Annotated in this window: 20 protein-coding genes and 1 tRNA gene; 4 read left to right on the forward strand and 17 right to left on the reverse strand. The window is 69.0% G+C overall.

Annotated elements, in window-relative coordinates:
* Positions 1-30: 30 nt before the first annotated feature.
* The 8 genes from ACFOW8_RS12605 to ACFOW8_RS12640 form a co-directional block, all read right to left on the reverse strand.
* Positions 31-942, reverse strand: coding sequence for an oxygenase MpaB family protein (locus ACFOW8_RS12605; protein WP_378550383.1), 912 nt, complete (start codon positions 940-942; stop codon positions 31-33).
* 218 nt (positions 943-1,160) lie between these two features.
* Positions 1,161-1,637 (reverse strand): RNHCP domain-containing protein, encoded by a 477-nt coding sequence (locus tag ACFOW8_RS12610; protein ID WP_378550756.1) that lies wholly within the window; start codon positions 1,635-1,637, stop codon positions 1,161-1,163.
* Positions 1,638-1,639: 2 nt separating this feature from the next.
* Positions 1,640-1,993, reverse strand: a complete 354-nt coding sequence (locus tag ACFOW8_RS12615) for an RNHCP domain-containing protein (protein ID WP_378550386.1) — start codon at positions 1,991-1,993, stop codon at positions 1,640-1,642.
* 414 nt (positions 1,994-2,407) lie between these two features.
* Positions 2,408-2,480, reverse strand: a tRNA-Ala gene (locus tag ACFOW8_RS12620).
* Between the two features lie 98 nt (positions 2,481-2,578).
* On the reverse strand, positions 2,579-3,634 hold the full coding sequence (gene sepX / locus ACFOW8_RS12625; protein WP_378550389.1) for a divisome protein SepX/GlpR: 1,056 nt from the start codon (positions 3,632-3,634) through the stop codon (positions 2,579-2,581).
* A 136-nt stretch (positions 3,635-3,770) separates the two neighbouring features.
* Positions 3,771-4,421, reverse strand: a complete 651-nt coding sequence (locus ACFOW8_RS12630; RefSeq protein ID WP_378550392.1) for a GNAT family N-acetyltransferase — start codon at positions 4,419-4,421, stop codon at positions 3,771-3,773.
* A 12-nt stretch (positions 4,422-4,433) separates the two neighbouring features.
* The gene (gene glp, locus ACFOW8_RS12635) at positions 4,434-5,693 is read right to left on the reverse strand and encodes a molybdotransferase-like divisome protein Glp (RefSeq protein ID WP_378550395.1); all 1,260 of its coding nucleotides are present in this window, start codon (positions 5,691-5,693) and stop codon (positions 4,434-4,436) included.
* A gap of 46 nt (positions 5,694-5,739) precedes the next feature.
* On the reverse strand, positions 5,740-6,666 hold the full coding sequence (locus ACFOW8_RS12640; RefSeq protein ID WP_378550398.1) for a UTP--glucose-1-phosphate uridylyltransferase: 927 nt from the start codon (positions 6,664-6,666) through the stop codon (positions 5,740-5,742).
* A gap of 90 nt (positions 6,667-6,756) precedes the next feature.
* Here ACFOW8_RS12640 and ACFOW8_RS12645 point away from each other — a divergent pair, with 90 nt between their 5' ends.
* The 4 genes from ACFOW8_RS12645 (at position 6,757) to mscL (ending at position 9,008) form a co-directional block, all read left to right on the forward strand.
* A complete protein-coding gene (locus tag ACFOW8_RS12645; protein ID WP_378550758.1) occupies positions 6,757-7,344 on the forward strand; it encodes a 5-formyltetrahydrofolate cyclo-ligase in 588 nt (195 codons plus the stop codon).
* Between the two features lie 69 nt (positions 7,345-7,413).
* Entirely contained in the window at positions 7,414-7,710 is a 297-nt protein-coding gene (locus ACFOW8_RS12650; RefSeq protein WP_378550401.1) for an FmdB family zinc ribbon protein, read from the forward strand.
* An 84-nt stretch (positions 7,711-7,794) separates the two neighbouring features.
* Positions 7,795-8,466, forward strand: a complete 672-nt coding sequence (locus ACFOW8_RS12655) for an SAF domain-containing protein (RefSeq protein ID WP_378550404.1) — start codon at positions 7,795-7,797, stop codon at positions 8,464-8,466.
* 137 nt (positions 8,467-8,603) lie between these two features.
* Positions 8,604-9,008, forward strand: coding sequence for a large conductance mechanosensitive channel protein MscL (gene mscL / locus ACFOW8_RS12660; protein WP_378550407.1), 405 nt, complete (start codon positions 8,604-8,606; stop codon positions 9,006-9,008).
* A 66-nt stretch (positions 9,009-9,074) separates the two neighbouring features.
* Here the strand turns inward: mscL and ACFOW8_RS12665 are convergent, their stop codons facing one another.
* The 9 genes from ACFOW8_RS12665 to ACFOW8_RS12705 form a co-directional block, all read right to left on the reverse strand.
* Positions 9,075-9,743: an MspA family porin gene (locus tag ACFOW8_RS12665; protein WP_378550410.1), complete on the reverse strand. Its 669-nt coding sequence runs from the start codon at positions 9,741-9,743 to the stop codon at positions 9,075-9,077.
* A 60-nt stretch (positions 9,744-9,803) separates the two neighbouring features.
* On the reverse strand, positions 9,804-10,475 hold the full coding sequence (locus tag ACFOW8_RS12670) for an MspA family porin (protein ID WP_378550412.1): 672 nt from the start codon (positions 10,473-10,475) through the stop codon (positions 9,804-9,806).
* 282 nt (positions 10,476-10,757) lie between these two features.
* On the reverse strand, positions 10,758-11,417 hold the full coding sequence (locus ACFOW8_RS12675; RefSeq protein ID WP_378550415.1) for an MspA family porin: 660 nt from the start codon (positions 11,415-11,417) through the stop codon (positions 10,758-10,760).
* 65 nt (positions 11,418-11,482) lie between these two features.
* Positions 11,483-12,160 carry an MspA family porin gene (locus ACFOW8_RS12680; protein WP_378550418.1) on the reverse strand — a complete coding sequence of 226 codons (678 nt, stop codon included), beginning with the start codon at positions 12,158-12,160 and terminating at the stop codon, positions 11,483-11,485.
* A 517-nt stretch (positions 12,161-12,677) separates the two neighbouring features.
* Positions 12,678-12,863 carry a hypothetical protein gene (locus ACFOW8_RS12685; protein ID WP_378550421.1) on the reverse strand — a complete coding sequence of 62 codons (186 nt, stop codon included), beginning with the start codon at positions 12,861-12,863 and terminating at the stop codon, positions 12,678-12,680.
* A 10-nt stretch (positions 12,864-12,873) separates the two neighbouring features.
* Positions 12,874-13,419, reverse strand: coding sequence for a MogA/MoaB family molybdenum cofactor biosynthesis protein (locus tag ACFOW8_RS12690; protein ID WP_378550424.1), 546 nt, complete (start codon positions 13,417-13,419; stop codon positions 12,874-12,876).
* Positions 13,416-14,927: a S1C family serine protease gene (locus tag ACFOW8_RS12695; RefSeq protein WP_378550427.1), complete on the reverse strand. Its 1,512-nt coding sequence runs from the start codon at positions 14,925-14,927 to the stop codon at positions 13,416-13,418. Before ACFOW8_RS12695 ends, ACFOW8_RS12690 begins: the two co-directional genes overlap by 4 nt.
* 96 nt (positions 14,928-15,023) lie before the next feature.
* Complete coding sequence (locus tag ACFOW8_RS12700; RefSeq protein ID WP_378550430.1) at positions 15,024-16,478, reverse strand: HAMP domain-containing sensor histidine kinase; 1,455 nt, start codon at positions 16,476-16,478, stop codon at positions 15,024-15,026.
* A gap of 9 nt (positions 16,479-16,487) precedes the next feature.
* Positions 16,488-17,174 (reverse strand): response regulator transcription factor, encoded by a 687-nt coding sequence (locus ACFOW8_RS12705; RefSeq protein ID WP_378550433.1) that lies wholly within the window; start codon positions 17,172-17,174, stop codon positions 16,488-16,490.
* Positions 17,175-17,377 lie beyond the last annotated feature (203 nt).

Raw genomic sequence — 17,377 nt, forward strand, 5'->3', positions numbered from 1 at the left:
TTGCGCTCGCCGTCCGGGCGGCATCGGGGTTCAGATCGGCCGGTGTTCGATCACCCAGCGCATCCGGGCGCGGTCACGGTCGAGCTTGCGGGCCTCGTAGGCGATCGGGAAATACCGCACACGCTCGGGCAACAGCGGGACCAGGCGCGCGATCACCCAGCCGAGCGCGCGCAATTTGCGTTCGTCGGCGGCGCTCCAGGTGAGGCCGAGCTTGCGGCGGGCCGCTTCCGGGGTGGTACCGACGGTGACGAAGTACTGCATGCGCCCGATCGGTGCCAGCAGCAGTTTCCACAGCGGGCGCAGTGGGCGGGGCAGCCAGGTCGGCGCGCCGATCGAGCGGATGGTGCGCAGATAGTCGCGGGCCGTGCCGGTGGCCTCGAGGTGGTTCTCGACCACGTCGGCGAAGAACTTCTCGAACTCGGCGTGGTCGGCCGGGATCTCCTTGGGCGCCACCGAGAAGTTGCGCATGAGCTGCAACGTCTCCTCGTAGTACGCGCGCTTCTCGGCCTCGCTGAGTGGCTTGCGGCTGAAGTACCGTGCGTTCTCGCTGAAGGCGAAGGTGCCGGTGTGCAGCACCCACGCCCACGGGAACGAGGCGAGGGCCTGATGTTTGACGCCGGTGGCGTCGGTGGTGTTGAGCGTGGCGTGCATCCTGCGCAGGCGATCGGCCTCCGCGACTCCCTCCTCGCCGCCGTAGACCCACATCATCACCGACGAGAGGCTGCGCACCGCCCGCCCGATCGGATCGGTACGGAAGGTCGAGTGCTCGTCGACGACCGCCGAGATCGTCGGCTCCATCGTCTGCAGCAGGAACGCCGACCCGGCCGTCAGCGAGAACGTGACCAGCCCGATCTCCTCCCAGGTGCGGGTCCCCGGGCCGAGGGCCCGGCGCGGGGGCAGTTCGGCCGGGGTATGGGTGCGTGCGGCGACGGACGCGGTCATCTCGATCTCCCTTGATCGGAGTCAAACAGGCAATGAGAGAAGTGTCGCTTCATTCTCTCATTTTCTCAAGTGTTCCCGGCCCGATCAGGGCAGTAACTGCTCGATCCTGGCGCAGCTTGCGCACCGGCACACCGCTGGCAGTACGAGCGACTCCGCCCTGCTCGCGTGCCGAGCAGGGCGGAGATGCCCCTCGAATTCGCTACTGGCCCAGCGACTCCTCAGGCGGGCGCCGCAACACCCGGCACCACGGTCGACGCCATCGCCGAACGCGCTGACGGACGTCCCGGCTCCGAGGTGAGCAGTGCGCGGCCCGCCAGCGCTTTGTCACGGAGCGGACGCACCGCCAAGCGCAGCAGCGCGAGGGCGTTGTCGTCGCCCGCGGTGCGGTTGACGCTCAGCTCACCACAGGCCAGGCACTGATGGACGAGCATCCATTCGCCGTCGGCACGCGCGGTCATGGCGACCGCTTCCATCCGGCCCCGGCAGGCTGCGGCACGGTCGCCGGGGATCCTGCGGTCCACGTGCAGTGAGGCCAGGCAGGTCGGGCAGTGGTTGCGGTGCGCGGTGCCCGGTGCGTGGATGGGGATGTCGAGCCGGCAAGCGACACAGCGGAAGTCGCCGTGACCATCGTGGCTGTGCCGCACCGTTTTGCGTCGCTGGGGACGGTGGCGGTCGCGGTTCGTGTGCCGTGGCATGGTCACCAACCGAGGGTTTCGAGCGGGAACGGCGGCTGCGCGAGTGGCCGTACCGCGATCCGGGTGAGCACGAGCTGGTTGTCGTCGGCGCAGACCGGGTTCGCGGTCAGCTCGTCGCAGCGGGCGCAACGGTGGATGAGCATCCAGTTCTCGCTACGCGGCACCGCGATGGCGATCGGTGACATGCGCGCCCCGCAGTCGCTCACACCGCCGTCGACCTGGTCGACGACATGCCGCGAGTACAGACAGGACGGGCAGTGATTGCGCCGCGCGCCGTCGGCGGCGTAGGTGGAGACGACAAGACCGCATCGAATGCAGCTGAACGTGTCGATGGTACGGAAGGTGTTGGTGGACACCCGGTTACTCCTTGGCTGAGGTCAGGCAATGACAGCAGGAGCAGGCCGAGCGGATCCTCGACGAAACCCGCGCGATTCACGCGAGTGAGTTCTTGGCACCGGAACACACACGTCCGGTCGCCGCCGAAGTCAGCGGCGGACAGGACGCGCGATCACACGGCGCGGCGAGGCGCGCTCGGCGCGTGCCGGGGCATCAACACCTCTTCCCGGGCAGATAGCCCGCTCACGATCAACAAGGAGAAGCGCACCATAACAATCCCCGGAAATCCCGCGCCACTCATTTTTCTCCGAGCACACGGCAAGCCACCCCAAGCGCCCCGAACCCGTACCAGGCGACAGTTCCGGGAAGCGGCGACCGAACAGGCCGAAACGAGGAAAGGCTCATGCTCTCCACGAGCATGAGCCTTTCCTGAGTGGAGCTAAGGGGAATCGAACCCCTGACCTTCTCGATGCGAACGAGACGCGCTACCAACTGCGCTATAGCCCCGTGCGGCTCTGGCGAACCGCGCTGTGACACTGTATCAGGCGTTGCGCCCGGATACCGAATCGGTACTCTGACCTGCTGTTTTAGCGTGGTTCTACCAGTTACTCGCCGACGGCGCGGCCGAGGTCTTCGACGCGGGTTCGCAGGGCACGAGCGGTGGCCGGATCGAAGGTTTCCAGGTGCTCGAACATCGGGTCCTCGTCGTCGGTGTCGAGCAGGCTGGAGCGGCGGCGCAGGGCGCGGGCGGTGTCGCGGTCCATGGTGCGCTTGGCGGTGGCCTCGGCGGGCGCGGGAACGGTTTCCTCGCGGCGCTTGCCACGGACGAGGCGGGCCGCGCGGCGGCGGCGGATCTCCTCCTCCACGTGCACCTGCTTACGCAGGTAGGCCAGGTAGCCGACCAGCACCGCGGTGGACAGGCCGCAGGCCCACCAGAACATCGAGTTCAGCAGCAGGCCGAAGGCGGCGAACAGGATGACGGCGATGATGAGGCCGAGCACGGCACGCTGGCGGAAGCTGTAGCGGGCGGCGCGGGCGATGGCGTCGGCTTCGGGGTCGTAGCCGCCGCGACCTCGACGGTTCGGCACGAAGTCGTCGTCCTCGGCCGGGGGCGGCTCGGCGACATCCTCCAACCGGGCCGGTGGCGCGGGTGGGATCCGTGCCGCCGCGACCGGCACGTCGTCGACGTCGGCGGCAACGCCGGGGTCGGTGGCCTCGGCCGGGTCGGCGGCATCCGAATCGCGCTCGGCGACAGCGTCATCGGCCTCGCCTACCGCGGAATCGGCTGCGCCGCCCGACTCCTCGGCGGCCAGGTCAGGTACCTGGTCGTCCTTGGCTGTGGCTTCGAGTTCCGGTGTGGGGGTGAGCGACTCGTCGTCAGCTTCGGTGACGGGCTCGTCGGCCGGTGTCGTCATCCGATCCTCCGAATCAGTGCGGTGGGAGCGCTTGGTCAGCACTCGGGGCCGATAGTCGGGGTCACTGTCGTGACCGCCTGCCGCCCCGATGCGAATCCGTCGCCGGTCCCCGCCACGGTGCAGCACACGCGTGGCGAGTGCGGCATCGGTGGTGCGGCGGATCCGGGGGTGCCGGTCCGCCAGGATCGGGAACAGGACGAAGACCCACAGCACGACGAGTCCGATCCACAAGATCGAATTCGGCATCGCGGTCATCACCTCCCGTCCCCGCCTGCGTGTTGTCCATCTGTGGACGCACTACCGACGTCCGTAGGTTAATTCGGGCGCGCCTGCCCGGGTGGCAGGCGCGCCGTGCACACCTGCCACATGAGTAACAGAATTTTCACGGCAGTGCCGCTCTACCCTCTCTGACCAGGCGATCGACCACCGTGGTGACGACCTCCTCGATCGTCAAGCCCACCAGCAGGTGATCCCGCCATTCGCCGTCCACATCCAGGTAGCGGCGCAGCATGCCCTCCTCGCGGAAGCCCACATTGCGCAGCACCGCCTGGCTGGCCAGGTTCTCCGGCCGCACCGTCGCCTCGACCCGGTGCAGGCCCACCGGTCCGAAGCAGTGGTCGAGGCCGAGCGCGAGCGCCGCCGTCGCCACCCCCTGACCGCCGAGATCCTTGGCCACCCAGTAGCCGATCCAGGCCGAACGCAGCGCGCCGCGCACGATATTGCCGATGGTCAGCTGGCCGCTGAACTGCCCGTCGACCTCGATCACCAGCGGGATCATCGCGCCCCGCCGCGCCTCGGCCTTCAGGCTGGTCCACAGCGACGGCCAGTTCGACGCGTGATTGCGCGCCTCCCAGCTCCCGCGCCCGGTGGGCTCCCAGCGTTCCAGGTGATCGCGGTCGCGTAGCCGGATGCGGCTCCAGGCCGCGGCGTCACGAAAGCGCACCGGCCGCAAAGTCACCTGGCCGGCCTGCACGGTCACCGGTCCGAGCCGGGCGGGCCAGCCGGGATGCTGCCCCGACCGGAAGACGTTCATCGACTCCACGTTTCAGCCGCGCTGCGCCAGGAACGCCACCCGAACCTCGTCGCCGGTGCGGAAATCGGTGTCGTCGGGGTCGACGACGATCAGGCTGTTCGCCTCGGCCAGCGTCGCGAGCAGGTGCGATGACCCACCGTTCCCGTTGCCGAGCGGCTGCACCAGATAGTCGCCGGTGGCCTCGTCGCGCAGCAGCTGCGCGCGCAGGTAACCCTTGCGGCCCGGCATGGAGGTGATCGGCGTGATGGTTCGGGCGTTGACGATCCGGCGCATCGGCTGCCTGCGCCCGAGCGCGATCCTGATCAGCGGACGCACCATCACCTCGAACACCACCAGCGCGCTCACCGGATTCGACGGCAGCAGGAAGGTGGGCACCTCGTCGCGGCCGAGCCTGCCGAAACCCTGCACCGAGCCGGGATGCATCGCCACCCGTTCGACCTCGAGCTCACCGAGCCCGTCGAGCGCCTCGCGCACCTGCTCCGACGCCCAGCCGCCGACCGCGCCCGCGATCACCACGACCTCCGAACGCACCAGCTGGCCCTCGACCACATCGCGCAACCTGCGCGGATCGGCGCTGACGATGCCGACGCGGTTCACATCGGCGCCGGCATCGCGCGCGGCGGCGGCCAGTGCGTAGGAGTTCACGTCGTAGACCTGGCCGGGGCCGGGAGTGCGGTCGATATCGATCAGCTCGCCACCGATGGAGATCACCGACAGCCGGGGACGCGGATGCACCAGCACTTTGTCCTGGCCGACTGCGGCCAGCAGGCCGACCTGGGCGGCGCCGATGATGGTGCCCGCACGGACCGCCACATCGCCGGGCTGCACGTCGTCACCGATCCGGCGCACGTAGTCGCCGGAACGCACCGGCTCGAAGACCTTGATCCTGGCGCGGCCGCCGTCGGTGAAGTCCACCGGTAGCACCGCGTCGGCGAGGGTCGGCAGCGGAGCGCCGGTATCGACCCGGACAGTCTGGCGCGGCTGCAACCGGATGGGCTGCCGCGAACCGGCCACCACCTCGCCGACCACCGGCAGGGTGAGGTCGATGAGCTCGCCCTCCTCGTCGCGCACATCGGTGCCCGCGGCGGCCACGTCGACGCTGCGCACCGCGTAGCCGTCGATGGCGGCCTGATCGAAACCGGGCAGCGGACGCTCGGTGACGACGTCCTCCGCGCACAGCAAACCCTGGGCCTCGGATATCGCGACCCGGACCGGCCGCGGTGCGACCGCGGCCGCGGTGACCTTGATCAGCTGATCCTCAACCGAGCGCATCGAGCTCCTGTGTCTATCGGCGTCTGCCTGCCTGCTGTACTACTCACTATGCGCTGGGCGACTGGGGATCCCATTCCGGGCTCAGCCGGAAGTTCAGCCACTCACGCAGTTGCGGACCGTATTCCTCCCGCTCGAGGGCGAAATCCACGGCAGCTCGAAGATAGCCGCCCGGGTTACCCAAATCGTGGCGCGACCCACGGTGCACGACCACATGGACCGGGTGGCCCTCGGCGATGAGCAGGGCGATGGCATCGGTGATCTGCAGTTCTCCGCCCGCACCCGGCTCGATCCGGCGCAGTGCGTCGAAGATCACGCGGTCGAGCAGGTAGCGACCGGCGGCGGCGTAGGTGGACGGCGCGTCGGCCAGGGCCGGCTTCTCGACCATGCCCCTGACCCGCAGCACATCGGCCTCCGAGCCCTCGGTGAGGTCTTCCACGTCGAAGACACCGTAGGCGCTGACCTGCGACTTCGGCACGTCGATGGCGCACAGCACCGAACCGCCGCGCTCGCGGCGCACCCGGCTCATCGTCTCGAGTACCCCGCACGGCAGCACCAGGTCGTCGGGCAGCAGCACCGCGATGGCGTCCTCGTCATCGTCGAGAACCGATTCGGCCTGGGCCACCGCGTGGCCGAGCCCGAGCGGCTCCTCCTGCACGACCGAGGTCACATCGAGCAGGGCAGGCGCCTTGCGGACCTTCTCGAGCAGGGCGAACTTGCCGCGCTCGGCGAGGGTGCTCTCCAGCACCAGATCCTCGACGAAGTGCGCGACCACGCCGTCCTTGCCCGGCGAGGTGACGATCACCAGCCGGTCGGCGCCGGAATCGGCGGCCTCGGCGGCGACCAGTTCGATGCCGGGGGTGTCGACCACCGGCAGCAGCTCCTTGGGCACCGTCTTGGTGGCAGGCAGAAACCGGGTCCCGAGTCCGGCCGCGGGTACCACCGCAGTGCGGAAACCGGAAGTCTTGGCTGTCATGCGTATACCCTATCCATTCAGCGTGGGGCGTCCGATCGTCTTGTCGCGACGATCCCGCGTCGGCAAGAGCTTAGGGTGGTCGCTGTGGAGATGCCCGGTGAGCGCACCAAATATGCGTGGCGTGACCGCATCCTGGCCGAACGTGCCCAGCTCGCGACCACCGAGCACGCCGCGGAGGCGGCCGCGCTCGCGGCGGCGATCGGTCCGCTGGCCGGGCCGGACGTGGTGGTATGCGCCTATGTCCCGATCCGGGGCGAGCCGGGCGATCTGCGCATGCTCGACGCGCTGCGCGAGCGCGACGCCACGGTGTTGCTGCCGGTGACCGGCGAGCCGGGGCCGCTGTGCTGGGCGCGCTACGAGGGCGCCGATTCGCTGCGCAAGGCGCGCTACGGCCTGCGCGAACCGACGACGCCCACCCTGCCGCCCGGCACGGTGGCCACGGCCGCCTCGATCCTGGTGCCCGCGCTCGCGGTGGACCGGCGTGGCGTGCGGCTCGGCCGTGGCGCCGGGTACTACGACCGCACGCTCGGGGCAGCCGATCCGGCGGCCCGACTGATCGCGGTGGTCCGCGACAGCGAGCTGGTCGATCGGCTGCCGGAGGAACCACACGACCACCGGATGGGCTGGGCGGTGACGCCCGGCGGCGGATTGCGCGAACTGGACCTTCGCCCGGAATGAAACGGCGATTGGCGAGGTTGGCACTGTCGGCGGTAGAGTGCTAGGTCGACGAGACTTGCGGAGGATCCTGTGCCAACTTATTCGTACGCGTGCACCCAGTGTGACAATCGCTTCGACATCGTGCAGTCCTTCTCCGACGACACACTGACGGAATGCCCGCAGTGCGCCGGAAAGCTGCGCAAGCTGTTCAACTCGGTCGGCATCGTCTTCAAGGGCAGCGGCTTCTACCGCACCGACAGCCGCGGCGGCGCGTCCACCGCCAGCGAGCCCGCCAAGTCCGCCGAGTCCAACGGCGGCGGCGACAGCAGTAGCAGCAGCAGTACTCCCGCGTCGAGCACGAGCACCGCGCCCGCCGCCGCAGGCTGAGCCGAGTTATCCACAGCCCGCTGGTTATCCACAACCAGCACTTTCGTGGGCTTTCACGGCCTGCCGCACTCCTAGGCTCTCGGTATGACCCGCAGTCTTGCCGATCTGGGCCGTGGTAGCTCCTGGCGCTCCGCCCTCGGTAACCGCCCCGCCTGGGCCGATGCCCTGCTCGCCCGGCGTGTGCTCGCCGCCGCCCTCGCACTCACCGCCCTCGCGCTGTTCGCGCGCGGCGATCCCGGCACGGCGCGGCAGCCGGTGGTGGTCGCCGCCCGCGAACTCACGCCTGGCACCCTGCTCACCGCCGCCGACCTGCGCGTCGACCGGCACGAATCCCGGTCGCTGCCACCTGGCGCCGTCACCGAGACCGCTCCCCTGCTCGGCGCCACCCTCACCGGCGCCATGCACGCCGGCGAGACCTTCACCGATCTGCGCGTCGTCGGACCGCGACTGGCCGCGGCCGCAGTCGGCACCCCCGACGCCAGGATCGTGCCCATCCGGCTCGCCGATTCCGCGGTGGCCGAGGTGCTGCGCGCGGGCGACCGGGTGGACGTCGTCGGCGTAGAAGACGCGGGCGCCCCCGGTGCGAGCGCACCGGCCCGCACGCTGGCCACCGACGCAGCCGTCGTCCTGGTCACCGCCCCCGGCGACCGGCGGCCCGGCGCCGAGCGGGTGGTATTGCTCGCGCTGGCCGCCGACTACGCGACCGCGGTGGCGGGCGCCTCGCTGCGGACCGCGCTCACCGTCGTCTTCCACTGACCCCACCGCGGCGAATGGCACGCATTGTCAGCGCCGTCACTCTTCGGTTCGCGGGCAATTTGCCGCACGGCTGATTACCATCAGCACGAACCAGCACGAACGTTCGCAGCTTTTTCCCGAGAATGGAGCGCAACGCCATGCTCAAAGGTTTCAAGGAATTCCTGCTCCGCGGCAACGTGATCGACCTGGCCGTCGCGGTCGTCATGGGTACCGCCTTCGTCGCGATCGTCACCGCGTTCACCGACGGGATCGTCAATCCCCTGCTCGCGGTGTTCGGTGGCAGCAACGAGATGGGCCTCGGGTTCCAGTTGGTCGCGGACAAACCGGCGACTTTCATCGAGGTCGGCCCGATCATCACCGCGGGCATCAATTTCCTGCTGATCGCCGCCATTCTGTATTTCGTGCTGGTGGTGCCCGCCGCCGCGGCCAAGAAGCGCTTCTCCAAGGAAGACGAGAAGCTCAGCGACAGCGAGGTGTTGCTGCAGATTCGCGATCTGCTCGCCGAGCAGCACAACAGCGCGGGCGGAAAGCGCGAATCCTGAATCAAGGCACGGCAATCGGGCCCCGGCCGAGACGACCGGGGCCCGAGATCGCACGCGGCGCCGTGTTCAGCCGAGGCTGAACGGCTGGCCCCACAGGGTGACCCAGCTGATCACATTGTCGGTCTCCACCTCGACGCTCACGAACGAGCGGGCCTGCGCGTAGCCGCCGCAGCCGCTCAGCGAGATGGTCTCGTCGGCCCAGGTCACCGAGCCGTTGGAACCCTGGAACTTGTTCCGTTTGTGGTGTGCTTCGTTGCCGTAGTCGTCCGGCGCCTCCAAGTCGAGGATGTAGAACGACTGGGCCTGGCCGGGGCCGAGCGACAGCTCACCACCGGTCGAGACACCACCGGAGCCCGCACCCGTGTCGTCGACCCCGCCTTCGGCTCCACCTTCCGTGCCGCCGCCGGCGATGTTCACCTGGCAGCCAACGGTGTAGCCCGGGTAGATCTTGCCGCCGGAGGCATCGCCCCCGCCGGACACCGACACCTGGGCGCTCCCGGAGACCCACGCATTGCGGTGCGCGGGAGTCGAACCCAGCGACGGATTGATATTGGCCGATTCGCCGACCAGCCGCACGGTCACCACTGTGCCGTCGGACAGCGTCCTGGTGATCTCGCCGCCGGGCAGCGGAACGAAGGTGTCGGCGTTGGCGGCCCCGGTCGAGAGCAAGCCGAACGCCACGGTCGCAGCGGCGGCGAAGCCTGCCGTCCGCGTCACGCTCTTGCGATTGATCATCTGAGTGGACCCCTCGAGGGTGAATTCGGTGAAGCGAGAATGGGATTCGGACGAGACGACTCAGCCGATGCTGAACGGCTGGCCGTACAGCGAGGTCTTGGAGTAGTGATCGCCGATGATCTCGACCACCGTGTAGGAACGCGCCTGGGCGTAGCCGCCGCAACCCTGGATCTGGATCTCGGCATCCTGGTAGTCGATGGCGTAGGTGCCGGGCTCGAGGATGTCCTTGGAGCTGATCTGGACGAAGCCGACCTGGCCAGGACCGAGATTCAGGCCGACGGAGCCACCCGCGCTGACACCGCTGGAAGAGACACCGCCGGAGAGTCCGGCACCGATCGCGTCATCGGCGATGCTCACCTGGCAGCCGACGATGTAGCCGGTGTTCAGCTGGGAGGCACCGTGGGTGGAGGAATTGTTGGAGCCGGGTCGATTGGACGGACCGTTCCACGGTCCGACCTCGCCCTCCGGAGTCTCGGTGACTTCGGCGATCGCCGTGCCGGACACCCAGGCCACCCGGCCCGCGCCGTTGGCGGCCAGGGAGGGTGAGATGGTGGCGCGCTCGCCGGTGCGGGTGATGGTCACGCCGGGGCCGAGCTTCTGGCCGTCCGGCAGCGGGACAAAGGTGTCGGCGTTGGCTGCACCGGCCGACAGCAGGCCCATCGTCACGGCGGCCACCGCGACGCCTGCGCCCACGGCGCCGCGACGCGAGCGGATGGTGCGGAACTCGCTCATACTTCCCCTCGAGGTATACGCAAATCGACCTCGACCGTCGAGGCCGATATCTGTTGCTGCGCCCGGACCCAGCCCAGACGTGTCCGCAGACAACGCCGCTGGCAACAGGGCGGATTCGCCCAGCCGGAAGGTCTATCGAGAAGCTGAAAACTGCGAGGCAGTCGATTCGCCACAAACATAATGAGCGGGTCCGTCGATGTCCAGCGCATACGGATCGACGACACAACGAAAGCGGGCCGGTCGCCACTGCGACCGGCCCGCGATACTTCGGGTTCGAGCAGATCAGCCCAGGCTGAACGGCTGACCCCACAGCGTCACCCAGCTGATGACGTTGTCGGTCTCGACCTCGACGCTCACGAAGGCGCGAGCCTGCGCGTAGCCGCCACAGCCGGTCAGGCCGATGGTCGAATCAGACCAGGTCACCGAGCCGGAACCGTTCGTGAAACCGTTGTTCGAGCTGTGCGATTCGTCGCCGTAGTCGTCGGGCTTCTCACGGTCGAGAATGTAGAACGACGCCGCCTGGCCGGGGCCGAGCGACAGCTCACCGCCGGCGCCGACGCCGCCGGCGCCGTTGCCTTCCCAGTCACTCTCGACCGAGCCGTCGCCGGAGACACCGCCACCGGCGATATTGACCTGGCAACCCACGGTGTAGCCCGGGTAGATCTTGCCGCTGCCGCCGTCGGAGACGGTGACCTGCGCGCTACCGGAGACCCACGCGTTGCGGTGGACCGGGGTGGAGCCCATCGACGGGCTGATGAGCGCCGACTCACCCACCAGGCTGATGTCGACGACGGTGCCGTCGGACAGGGTCTTGGTGATGTGGCCGCCCGGCAGCGGAACGAAGGTGTCGGCATTGGCCGCGCCCGTGGAGAACAGGCCGACGGCCACGGTGGCCGCGGCGCCGACGCCCGCCATCCGCGCCATGAACTTACGGTTGATCATAGGATTTGTCCCTCGAGGATTGAGTTCGCCGCAGCGAGAAGAAGATTCGTCGTGTCCGAAAGACGTCAGCCGATGCTGAACGGCATGCCGTAGAGGGTCGTCTTCGAGTAGTGGTCGCCGATGATCTCGACCACCGTGTACGCCCTGGCCTGCGCGTAACCCGCGCAGCCCTGGATCTCGATTTCCGCGTCCTGGTAGTCGATGGCGTAGGTGCCCGCCTTCAGGATGTCCTTCGAGCTGATCTGGACGAACTTGACCTCGCCGGGGCCGAGGTTGACGCCGATCGAGCCGCCCGCGCTGATACCACCGGTGCTGACGCCGCCGGACACACCGGCGCCGATCGCGTCATCGGCGATGCTCACCTGGCAGCCGACGATGTAGCCGGTGTTCAGCTGGGAGGCGCCGTGGGTGGAGGAGTTGTTCGAACCGGGGCGGCCGGACGGACCGTTCCACGGTCCGACCTCGCCCTCGGGGGTCACAGCGACCTCGGCGATCGCGGAGCCGGAGACCCAGACGACGCGACCAGCGCCGTTGGCGGCCAGGGACGGCGAAATCAGGGCGCTCTCACCCGTGCGGGTGATGGTCACGTCGGGACCGACCTTCTGACCGTCCGGCAACGGCACGAAGGTGTCGGCATTGGCGGCGCCGGTCGACAGCAGGCCGAAAGCCACGGCGGCCGCGGCAGCGCCGACGCCCGCGGCACGGGCGCCGCGGCGCACACCGGTGGTGCGGTTCTCGCTCATACTTCCCCTCATCAGGTGTAACAGCCGGCCCCGACTTTCGAGACCGGACGGTGGACCTCACAGGCCCAGCTCAGTGTGTCGCCCATTTGTTGCCGTTACGTAACCAACTGTTATTTCAACGATACGGCTGGGGCCGGTGTGGTGAACCCGAGCCACGGCTCCACCGGGTGGTTCAACGCATAGAAGTCAGGTACTGCGGGGACCAATAGTTGATGGCTCGCTGGCGAACATTAAACGCTCCATTGGTGGTCCAGCAACAAAACAGTTCGTAAATTTCATTGTGACGCCAGTCACAGAATCGACCCGACTCACATGCCCTGACGTGCATTTATCCCGCCAGTAACAAGGGAGTCAAGGGGTATCGACCAGCACAGTTCACGGCGGGCGTGCCGCCCGGAAACGACAAAGGACCACGCTTTCGCGTGGTCCTGGGGAATTGTCGGCGGGGCACCGGCGGGCCGGAACCGGCATTTCAGACGTGGCTTATTACGTAGCGGCTACGTAGATAACGGAATGGTCACCCGTGATGCGGTGGAACCTGCGAGCGTAACCATTCGTCGTTGTCCGCGGGCCCGGCGCCGCGTTCGTCGCCGGTGGTTTCGGGCAGCACATCACCGAAGATCCGGGCCAGCCGGGCGGCCTCGGCGGCCTTGCGCCGGGCGGCCTCGGGATCCGGCGGTGACGCGCTGTCCGACGGGTTCATCGCACGACCCTCACTCGTCCAGACCGGACAGCTCACCGATCACCCGGCTCGCCAGCGGGCCGAGTGTCGCCATGCCGTCGCGGATCGCCGAGCGGGTGCCGGGCAGGTTCACCACCAGGGTGCTGCCGGAGATCCCGGCGACGCCACGCGAGAGGCCCGCGTCGAGCGAGCCCGCCACCCGGCCGGACGCGCGCAGCGCCTCGGTGATGCCGGGCAGCTCCCGGTCGAGCACCTGATTGGTGGCCTCGGGGGTGACATCGCGCGGCGACATCCCGGTGCCGCCGACCGAGATCACCAGATCGACACCACCGATCACCGCGGTGTTGAGGGCATTGCGGATCTCGACCTCCTCGGCCTGCACCGTCACCGAGGCGTCGACGAGGAACCCTGCCTCGCTGAGCAGTTCGGTGACGAGCGGGCCGAGCGAATCCACCCCGCCATGCGCCGTCCGATCGTCGACGACAACAACCAGTGCCCGCCCTGCCACGGGAGCATCGATGTCCATGCTCATCACCGTAGCGCTTACACACGACAGCGCCGCGCTCGAACGCATCATCGCCCGCCTTCCGCCGCCGCGGCGGTGAGGGTGACCTCGACCGTCGTGGCGTTGCCGCCCTGCTCGTCGGTGTAGGTGAGCGACACCGTGTCGCCCGGTTGGTGCGAACGGACCGCGGCGATCAGCGCGTCGCCGGAATCGATCGGGCGGTCGCCGAGCCGGGTGACGATCGCGCCCGCGGGCACGCCCGCCTTTGCGGCCGGGCCGTCCTGGGTCACCTCGAGTACTCTGGCCGCGCTGTCCTGGGGCCGCAGTTTGATGCCGATCTGGGCGTAGGTGGCGCGCCCGGTCTTGATGAGTTCATCGGCGACCCGGCGGGCCTGATCGACCGGGATGGCGAAGCCGAGGCCGATCGATCCGCTCTGCGCGCCGGTCAGCTCGCCGCCGAGGCTGGCGATGGCGGTGTTGATACCGATCAGCTTGCCCTGCCCGTCGACCAGCGCGCCGCCGGAGTTGCCCGGATTGATCGCCGCGTCGGTCTGGATCGCGTCGATCACCGGGTTCACCTGGCTCGGGGTGCCCTGGCCGCTGGTGGAGACCGGGCGGTTGAGCGCGGAGACGATGCCGGTGGTGACGGTGCCCGCCAGGCCGAGCGGCGAACCGATGGCGATCACCGGCTGACCGACGGCCAAGCCCTCCGAGGTGCCGAGTTCGATCGGCGTGAGCCCGGTCTTACCACTGACCTTGATGACCGCCAGATCCGACACCGGATCGGCGCCGATCATGGTGGCGGGCGCGGAACTGCCGTCGCTGAACACCACTTCCATCTTGGCGCCGTTGCCCGCACCCGCCGCGACGTGATTGTTGGTGAGGATCAGTCCGTCGGAGGACAGCACGACGCCCGAACCCTCGCCCGAGGCGCGCGCGCCCGCCACCTTGATCATCACCACGCTCGGCAGCACCCGCTGAGCTACCGCCTGGGTGGACCCGGCAGGCGCGTTGGCGACCGAGTTGACATTCGGCTTCGGCGCATCGAGCGCGTTGGTCACCGTCCCCGGTTCCGACCCGGTCGCCAATACCCCGACCGCTCCGCCGACGCCACCGCTGACCAGCGCCAGCGCGACAGCACCCGCCACCAGGCCGAGCCGCATCGGCTTGCGCTGTGTCGACGCATCGGGGGTGTAGGGCGCCGCGGGCCCACCGTGATAGCCGGGGCCTGGCTGACCGCCGAACGACGGTTGCCCTGGACTGTGCCCGTATGCCGCGCCGTAACCGGGCAAGGCGGCCGTGCTCGCGGGCCCGGCGGCGCCGGGGTGCTGCTGCGCACCGGTTCCGTACGGCGGCGCGGCACCCTGCTGCGGCGAGCTCCCCTGGTACGGCGCCCCGGCCTCGGGTGCCACCGGGTACGGCGGCTCTGCCTCGCTCGCCGGGCCGCCTCGGTTCGGCGCCGCGGCGTGCGGCTGCGCGGCCGGGAACTGGTCCTGCCGGGCGGCGCCGGGATGATCCGCGCCGCCCGAACCGGGATCGGCGGCCTGATCGGCGGGTCGGTGCTGGGGATCGTCGGTCATGGTTGCTGTCTCCTCACGCTCGCTCACCAGCTTCGTGACGCGTACTGAGAGGCGGCTGAGATCGGCCCGTCAGTTCGCCGAGACTCGCCTGGCCGCTCATTCCTGGTCGGCCTCGTCCGGCACCGTCGGCGCCTCGCCGGGCAGCACTATCCGCACCAGGGCGCCGCCGCGATCGGAGGTGTCCACCGCGATGGTGCCACCGTGCTTGGTGACGACCTGCTTGACGATCGCCAGCCCGAGCCCCGAACCCGGCATCGAGCGCGAGGCGGTGGTGCGGTAGAAACGCTCGAACACCAGCTCGCGCTCACCGGCCGGGATGCCGGGGCCCGCATCGGCGACCGTCAGTTCCAGCAGGCCGGGCCCGGCCGGGCGCATGGCGATCCGCACCTCGGCATCGGGCGGGCTCCATTTGGCCGCGTTGTCGAGCACATTGAGCACCGCGCGTTCCAGCCCGGCCTCGTGCCCGTAGACGAACCACGGGCGCAGTTCGGCGGCGAAGGTGATGCCGGTGCCTCTGCGCCGCGCACGTTCCAGCGCACGCTCGGCCACCTCGCCCAGATCGACCCGCTCGTAGACGGTTTCGGGCGCGTCCTCCCGAGCCAGGTCGACCAGGTCGCCGACCAGCGTGGACAGCTCCTCGATCTGGGCGACCACATCGGCGCGCAGCTCGGCCATGTCCTCGTCGGGTAGCCGCGGGGCACCCGGCCTGCCGGAGGCGATGAGCAATTCCATATTGGTACGCAGCGAGGTGAGCGGGGTGCGCAGCTCATGGCCCGCGTCGGCGACCAGACGGCGCTGCCGGTCACGCGATTCGGCCAGCGCCCGCAGCATCGTATTGAAACTCTCGGTGAGCCGGGCCAGCTCGTCGTCACCGGTGACCGGAATCGGGGTCAGGTCGTCGGTGCGGGCGACGCGCTCGGTCGCCGCGGTGAGCCGGGCGATGGGGCGAAGGCCGGTGCGTCCGACGGCGGTGCCGGCCGCGGCGGCGAGCACGACACCGCAGGCGCCGACGACGAACAGCAGCCAGGCCAGCCGATCGAGCACCTCGCGGGTGCGGTAGAGCTTTTGCGAGATGATCAGCGTCGCGCCGCTGTTGGTGCGGGCCGCGAGCACTCGCTGGTCGCCGACGGTGCGCAGCGAGGAGCTGAGTTTGCCGTCGGCGACGGCGAGTTCCTGGGCCCCGACGGGGGGAATGGTGAGCTGCGGCGGCATATACGGCTTGTGGTCGGCGTAGATCAGCGCGACGCCGACGTCATTGGAGAACAGCCCGGCCAGGATGATCGACTGGAAACCGAGCGTCTCGAAGTTGTTGTTGATCATCGTCGCCGCCCGCGCCTCCAACTGGGCGTCGACATCGGCGTAGAGCGCGCGGGCCACCATCGCGTACGCCGCGATCGAGGTGACCGCGACGGCGATGAGCACCACCGAGGCGGCCAGCAGCGTCACCCGCCAGCGCAGCGAGATCGACCTGGTCAGCGGCATCGGCGGACGCATCTCGCCCGCGTCGGGCGGGCGCCGAAGGACCGCGACGGTCGGTTCCTTGTGTGCCATCCCGGCCGCCTAGGGAGGGGTCTCGCGCAGCACGTAACCGACGCCGCGCACGGTGTGGATCAAGCGTTCCTCGCCGTCGGCCTCGGTCTTGCGGCGCAGATAGCCGATGTAGACCTCGAGCGCGTTGCCCGAGGTGGGGAAGTCGTAGCCCCAGACCTCCTCGAGGATGCGGCCGCGGGTGAGCACCCGGCGCGGGTTGGCCATCAGCATCTCCAGCAACGAGAACTCGGTGCGGGTGAGGCTGATGGCGCGGTCACCGCGCGACACCTCACGCGTCACCGGATCCAGCGACAGGTCAGCGAACACCATGGCCTCGGAGGTATCGCCCGGATCGGGGGCCCTGCGGCGCAGCAAGGCGCGTAAACGGGCCAGCAATTCCTCCAACGCGAAAGGCTTCGGCAAATAATCGTCGGCGCCCGCGTCGAGCCCGGCCACCCGTTCGGAGACCGAATCGCGGGCGGTCAAAACGAGAATCGGCAGATCGTCGCCGGTGCTGCGCAGCCTGCGGCACACTTCGAGGCCGTCGAGCCGGGGCATCATCACGTCGAGTACGAGCGCATCCGGCCTGGCAGCGACCACTTTCTCCAACGCGTCCATACCGTCCACCGCCAGGTCGACGGTGTAGCCGTTGAAGCTCAGCGACCGGCGCAGTGATTCCCGCACCGCGCGGTCGTCGTCGACTACCAGAATGCGCATACGCCCAGTTTGCCGTGGCCGACTGAGAACGCACTGAGAGGGTGTCCCGGCGCGCCGGTCACAGGGTTCGCGGAGCGTCTTTGTGGCAGCGCATATTCGGCGAATTTCGAACTGGTGGGCCGGATTGCCGATACCTACCCGGCACGGTATCTTTCCTGCGGTAAATGAAGACCTCCAGTTGGTTCTGCGCTGCATCGCTCCGC

The organism is Nocardia rhizosphaerae, from assembly GCF_042650365.1.
GTDB lineage: Bacteria > Actinomycetota > Actinomycetes > Mycobacteriales > Mycobacteriaceae > Nocardia > Nocardia rhizosphaerae.

Excerpts from the sequence above, each read along its gene's own strand:
- ACFOW8_RS12605 (WP_378550383.1), bottom strand. The coding sequence starts at position 942 with ATGACCGCGTCCGTCGCCGCACGCACCCATACCCCGGCCGAACTGCCC.
- ACFOW8_RS12610 (WP_378550756.1), bottom strand. The coding sequence starts at position 1,637 with ATGCCACGGCACACGAACCGCGACCGCCACCGTCCCCAGCGACGCAAA.
- sepX (WP_378550389.1), bottom strand. The coding sequence starts at position 3,634 with ATGCCGAATTCGATCTTGTGGATCGGACTCGTCGTGCTGTGGGTCTTC.
- ACFOW8_RS12630 (WP_378550392.1), bottom strand. The coding sequence starts at position 4,421 with ATGAACGTCTTCCGGTCGGGGCAGCATCCCGGCTGGCCCGCCCGGCTC.
- glp (WP_378550395.1), bottom strand. The coding sequence starts at position 5,693 with ATGCGCTCGGTTGAGGATCAGCTGATCAAGGTCACCGCGGCCGCGGTC.
- ACFOW8_RS12640 (WP_378550398.1), bottom strand. The coding sequence starts at position 6,666 with ATGACAGCCAAGACTTCCGGTTTCCGCACTGCGGTGGTACCCGCGGCC.
- ACFOW8_RS12645 (WP_378550758.1), top strand. The coding sequence starts at position 6,757 with ATGCCCGGTGAGCGCACCAAATATGCGTGGCGTGACCGCATCCTGGCC.
- ACFOW8_RS12655 (WP_378550404.1), top strand. The coding sequence starts at position 7,795 with ATGACCCGCAGTCTTGCCGATCTGGGCCGTGGTAGCTCCTGGCGCTCC.
- mscL (WP_378550407.1), top strand. The coding sequence starts at position 8,604 with ATGCTCAAAGGTTTCAAGGAATTCCTGCTCCGCGGCAACGTGATCGAC.
- ACFOW8_RS12665 (WP_378550410.1), bottom strand. The coding sequence starts at position 9,743 with ATGATCAATCGCAAGAGCGTGACGCGGACGGCAGGCTTCGCCGCCGCT.
- ACFOW8_RS12670 (WP_378550412.1), bottom strand. The coding sequence starts at position 10,475 with ATGAGCGAGTTCCGCACCATCCGCTCGCGTCGCGGCGCCGTGGGCGCA.
- ACFOW8_RS12675 (WP_378550415.1), bottom strand. The coding sequence starts at position 11,417 with ATGATCAACCGTAAGTTCATGGCGCGGATGGCGGGCGTCGGCGCCGCG.
- ACFOW8_RS12680 (WP_378550418.1), bottom strand. The coding sequence starts at position 12,160 with ATGAGCGAGAACCGCACCACCGGTGTGCGCCGCGGCGCCCGTGCCGCG.
- ACFOW8_RS12685 (WP_378550421.1), bottom strand. The coding sequence starts at position 12,863 with ATGAACCCGTCGGACAGCGCGTCACCGCCGGATCCCGAGGCCGCCCGG.
- ACFOW8_RS12690 (WP_378550424.1), bottom strand. The coding sequence starts at position 13,419 with ATGATGCGTTCGAGCGCGGCGCTGTCGTGTGTAAGCGCTACGGTGATG.
- ACFOW8_RS12695 (WP_378550427.1), bottom strand. The coding sequence starts at position 14,927 with ATGACCGACGATCCCCAGCACCGACCCGCCGATCAGGCCGCCGATCCC.
- ACFOW8_RS12700 (WP_378550430.1), bottom strand. The coding sequence starts at position 16,478 with ATGGCACACAAGGAACCGACCGTCGCGGTCCTTCGGCGCCCGCCCGAC.
- ACFOW8_RS12705 (WP_378550433.1), bottom strand. The coding sequence starts at position 17,174 with ATGCGCATTCTGGTAGTCGACGACGACCGCGCGGTGCGGGAATCACTG.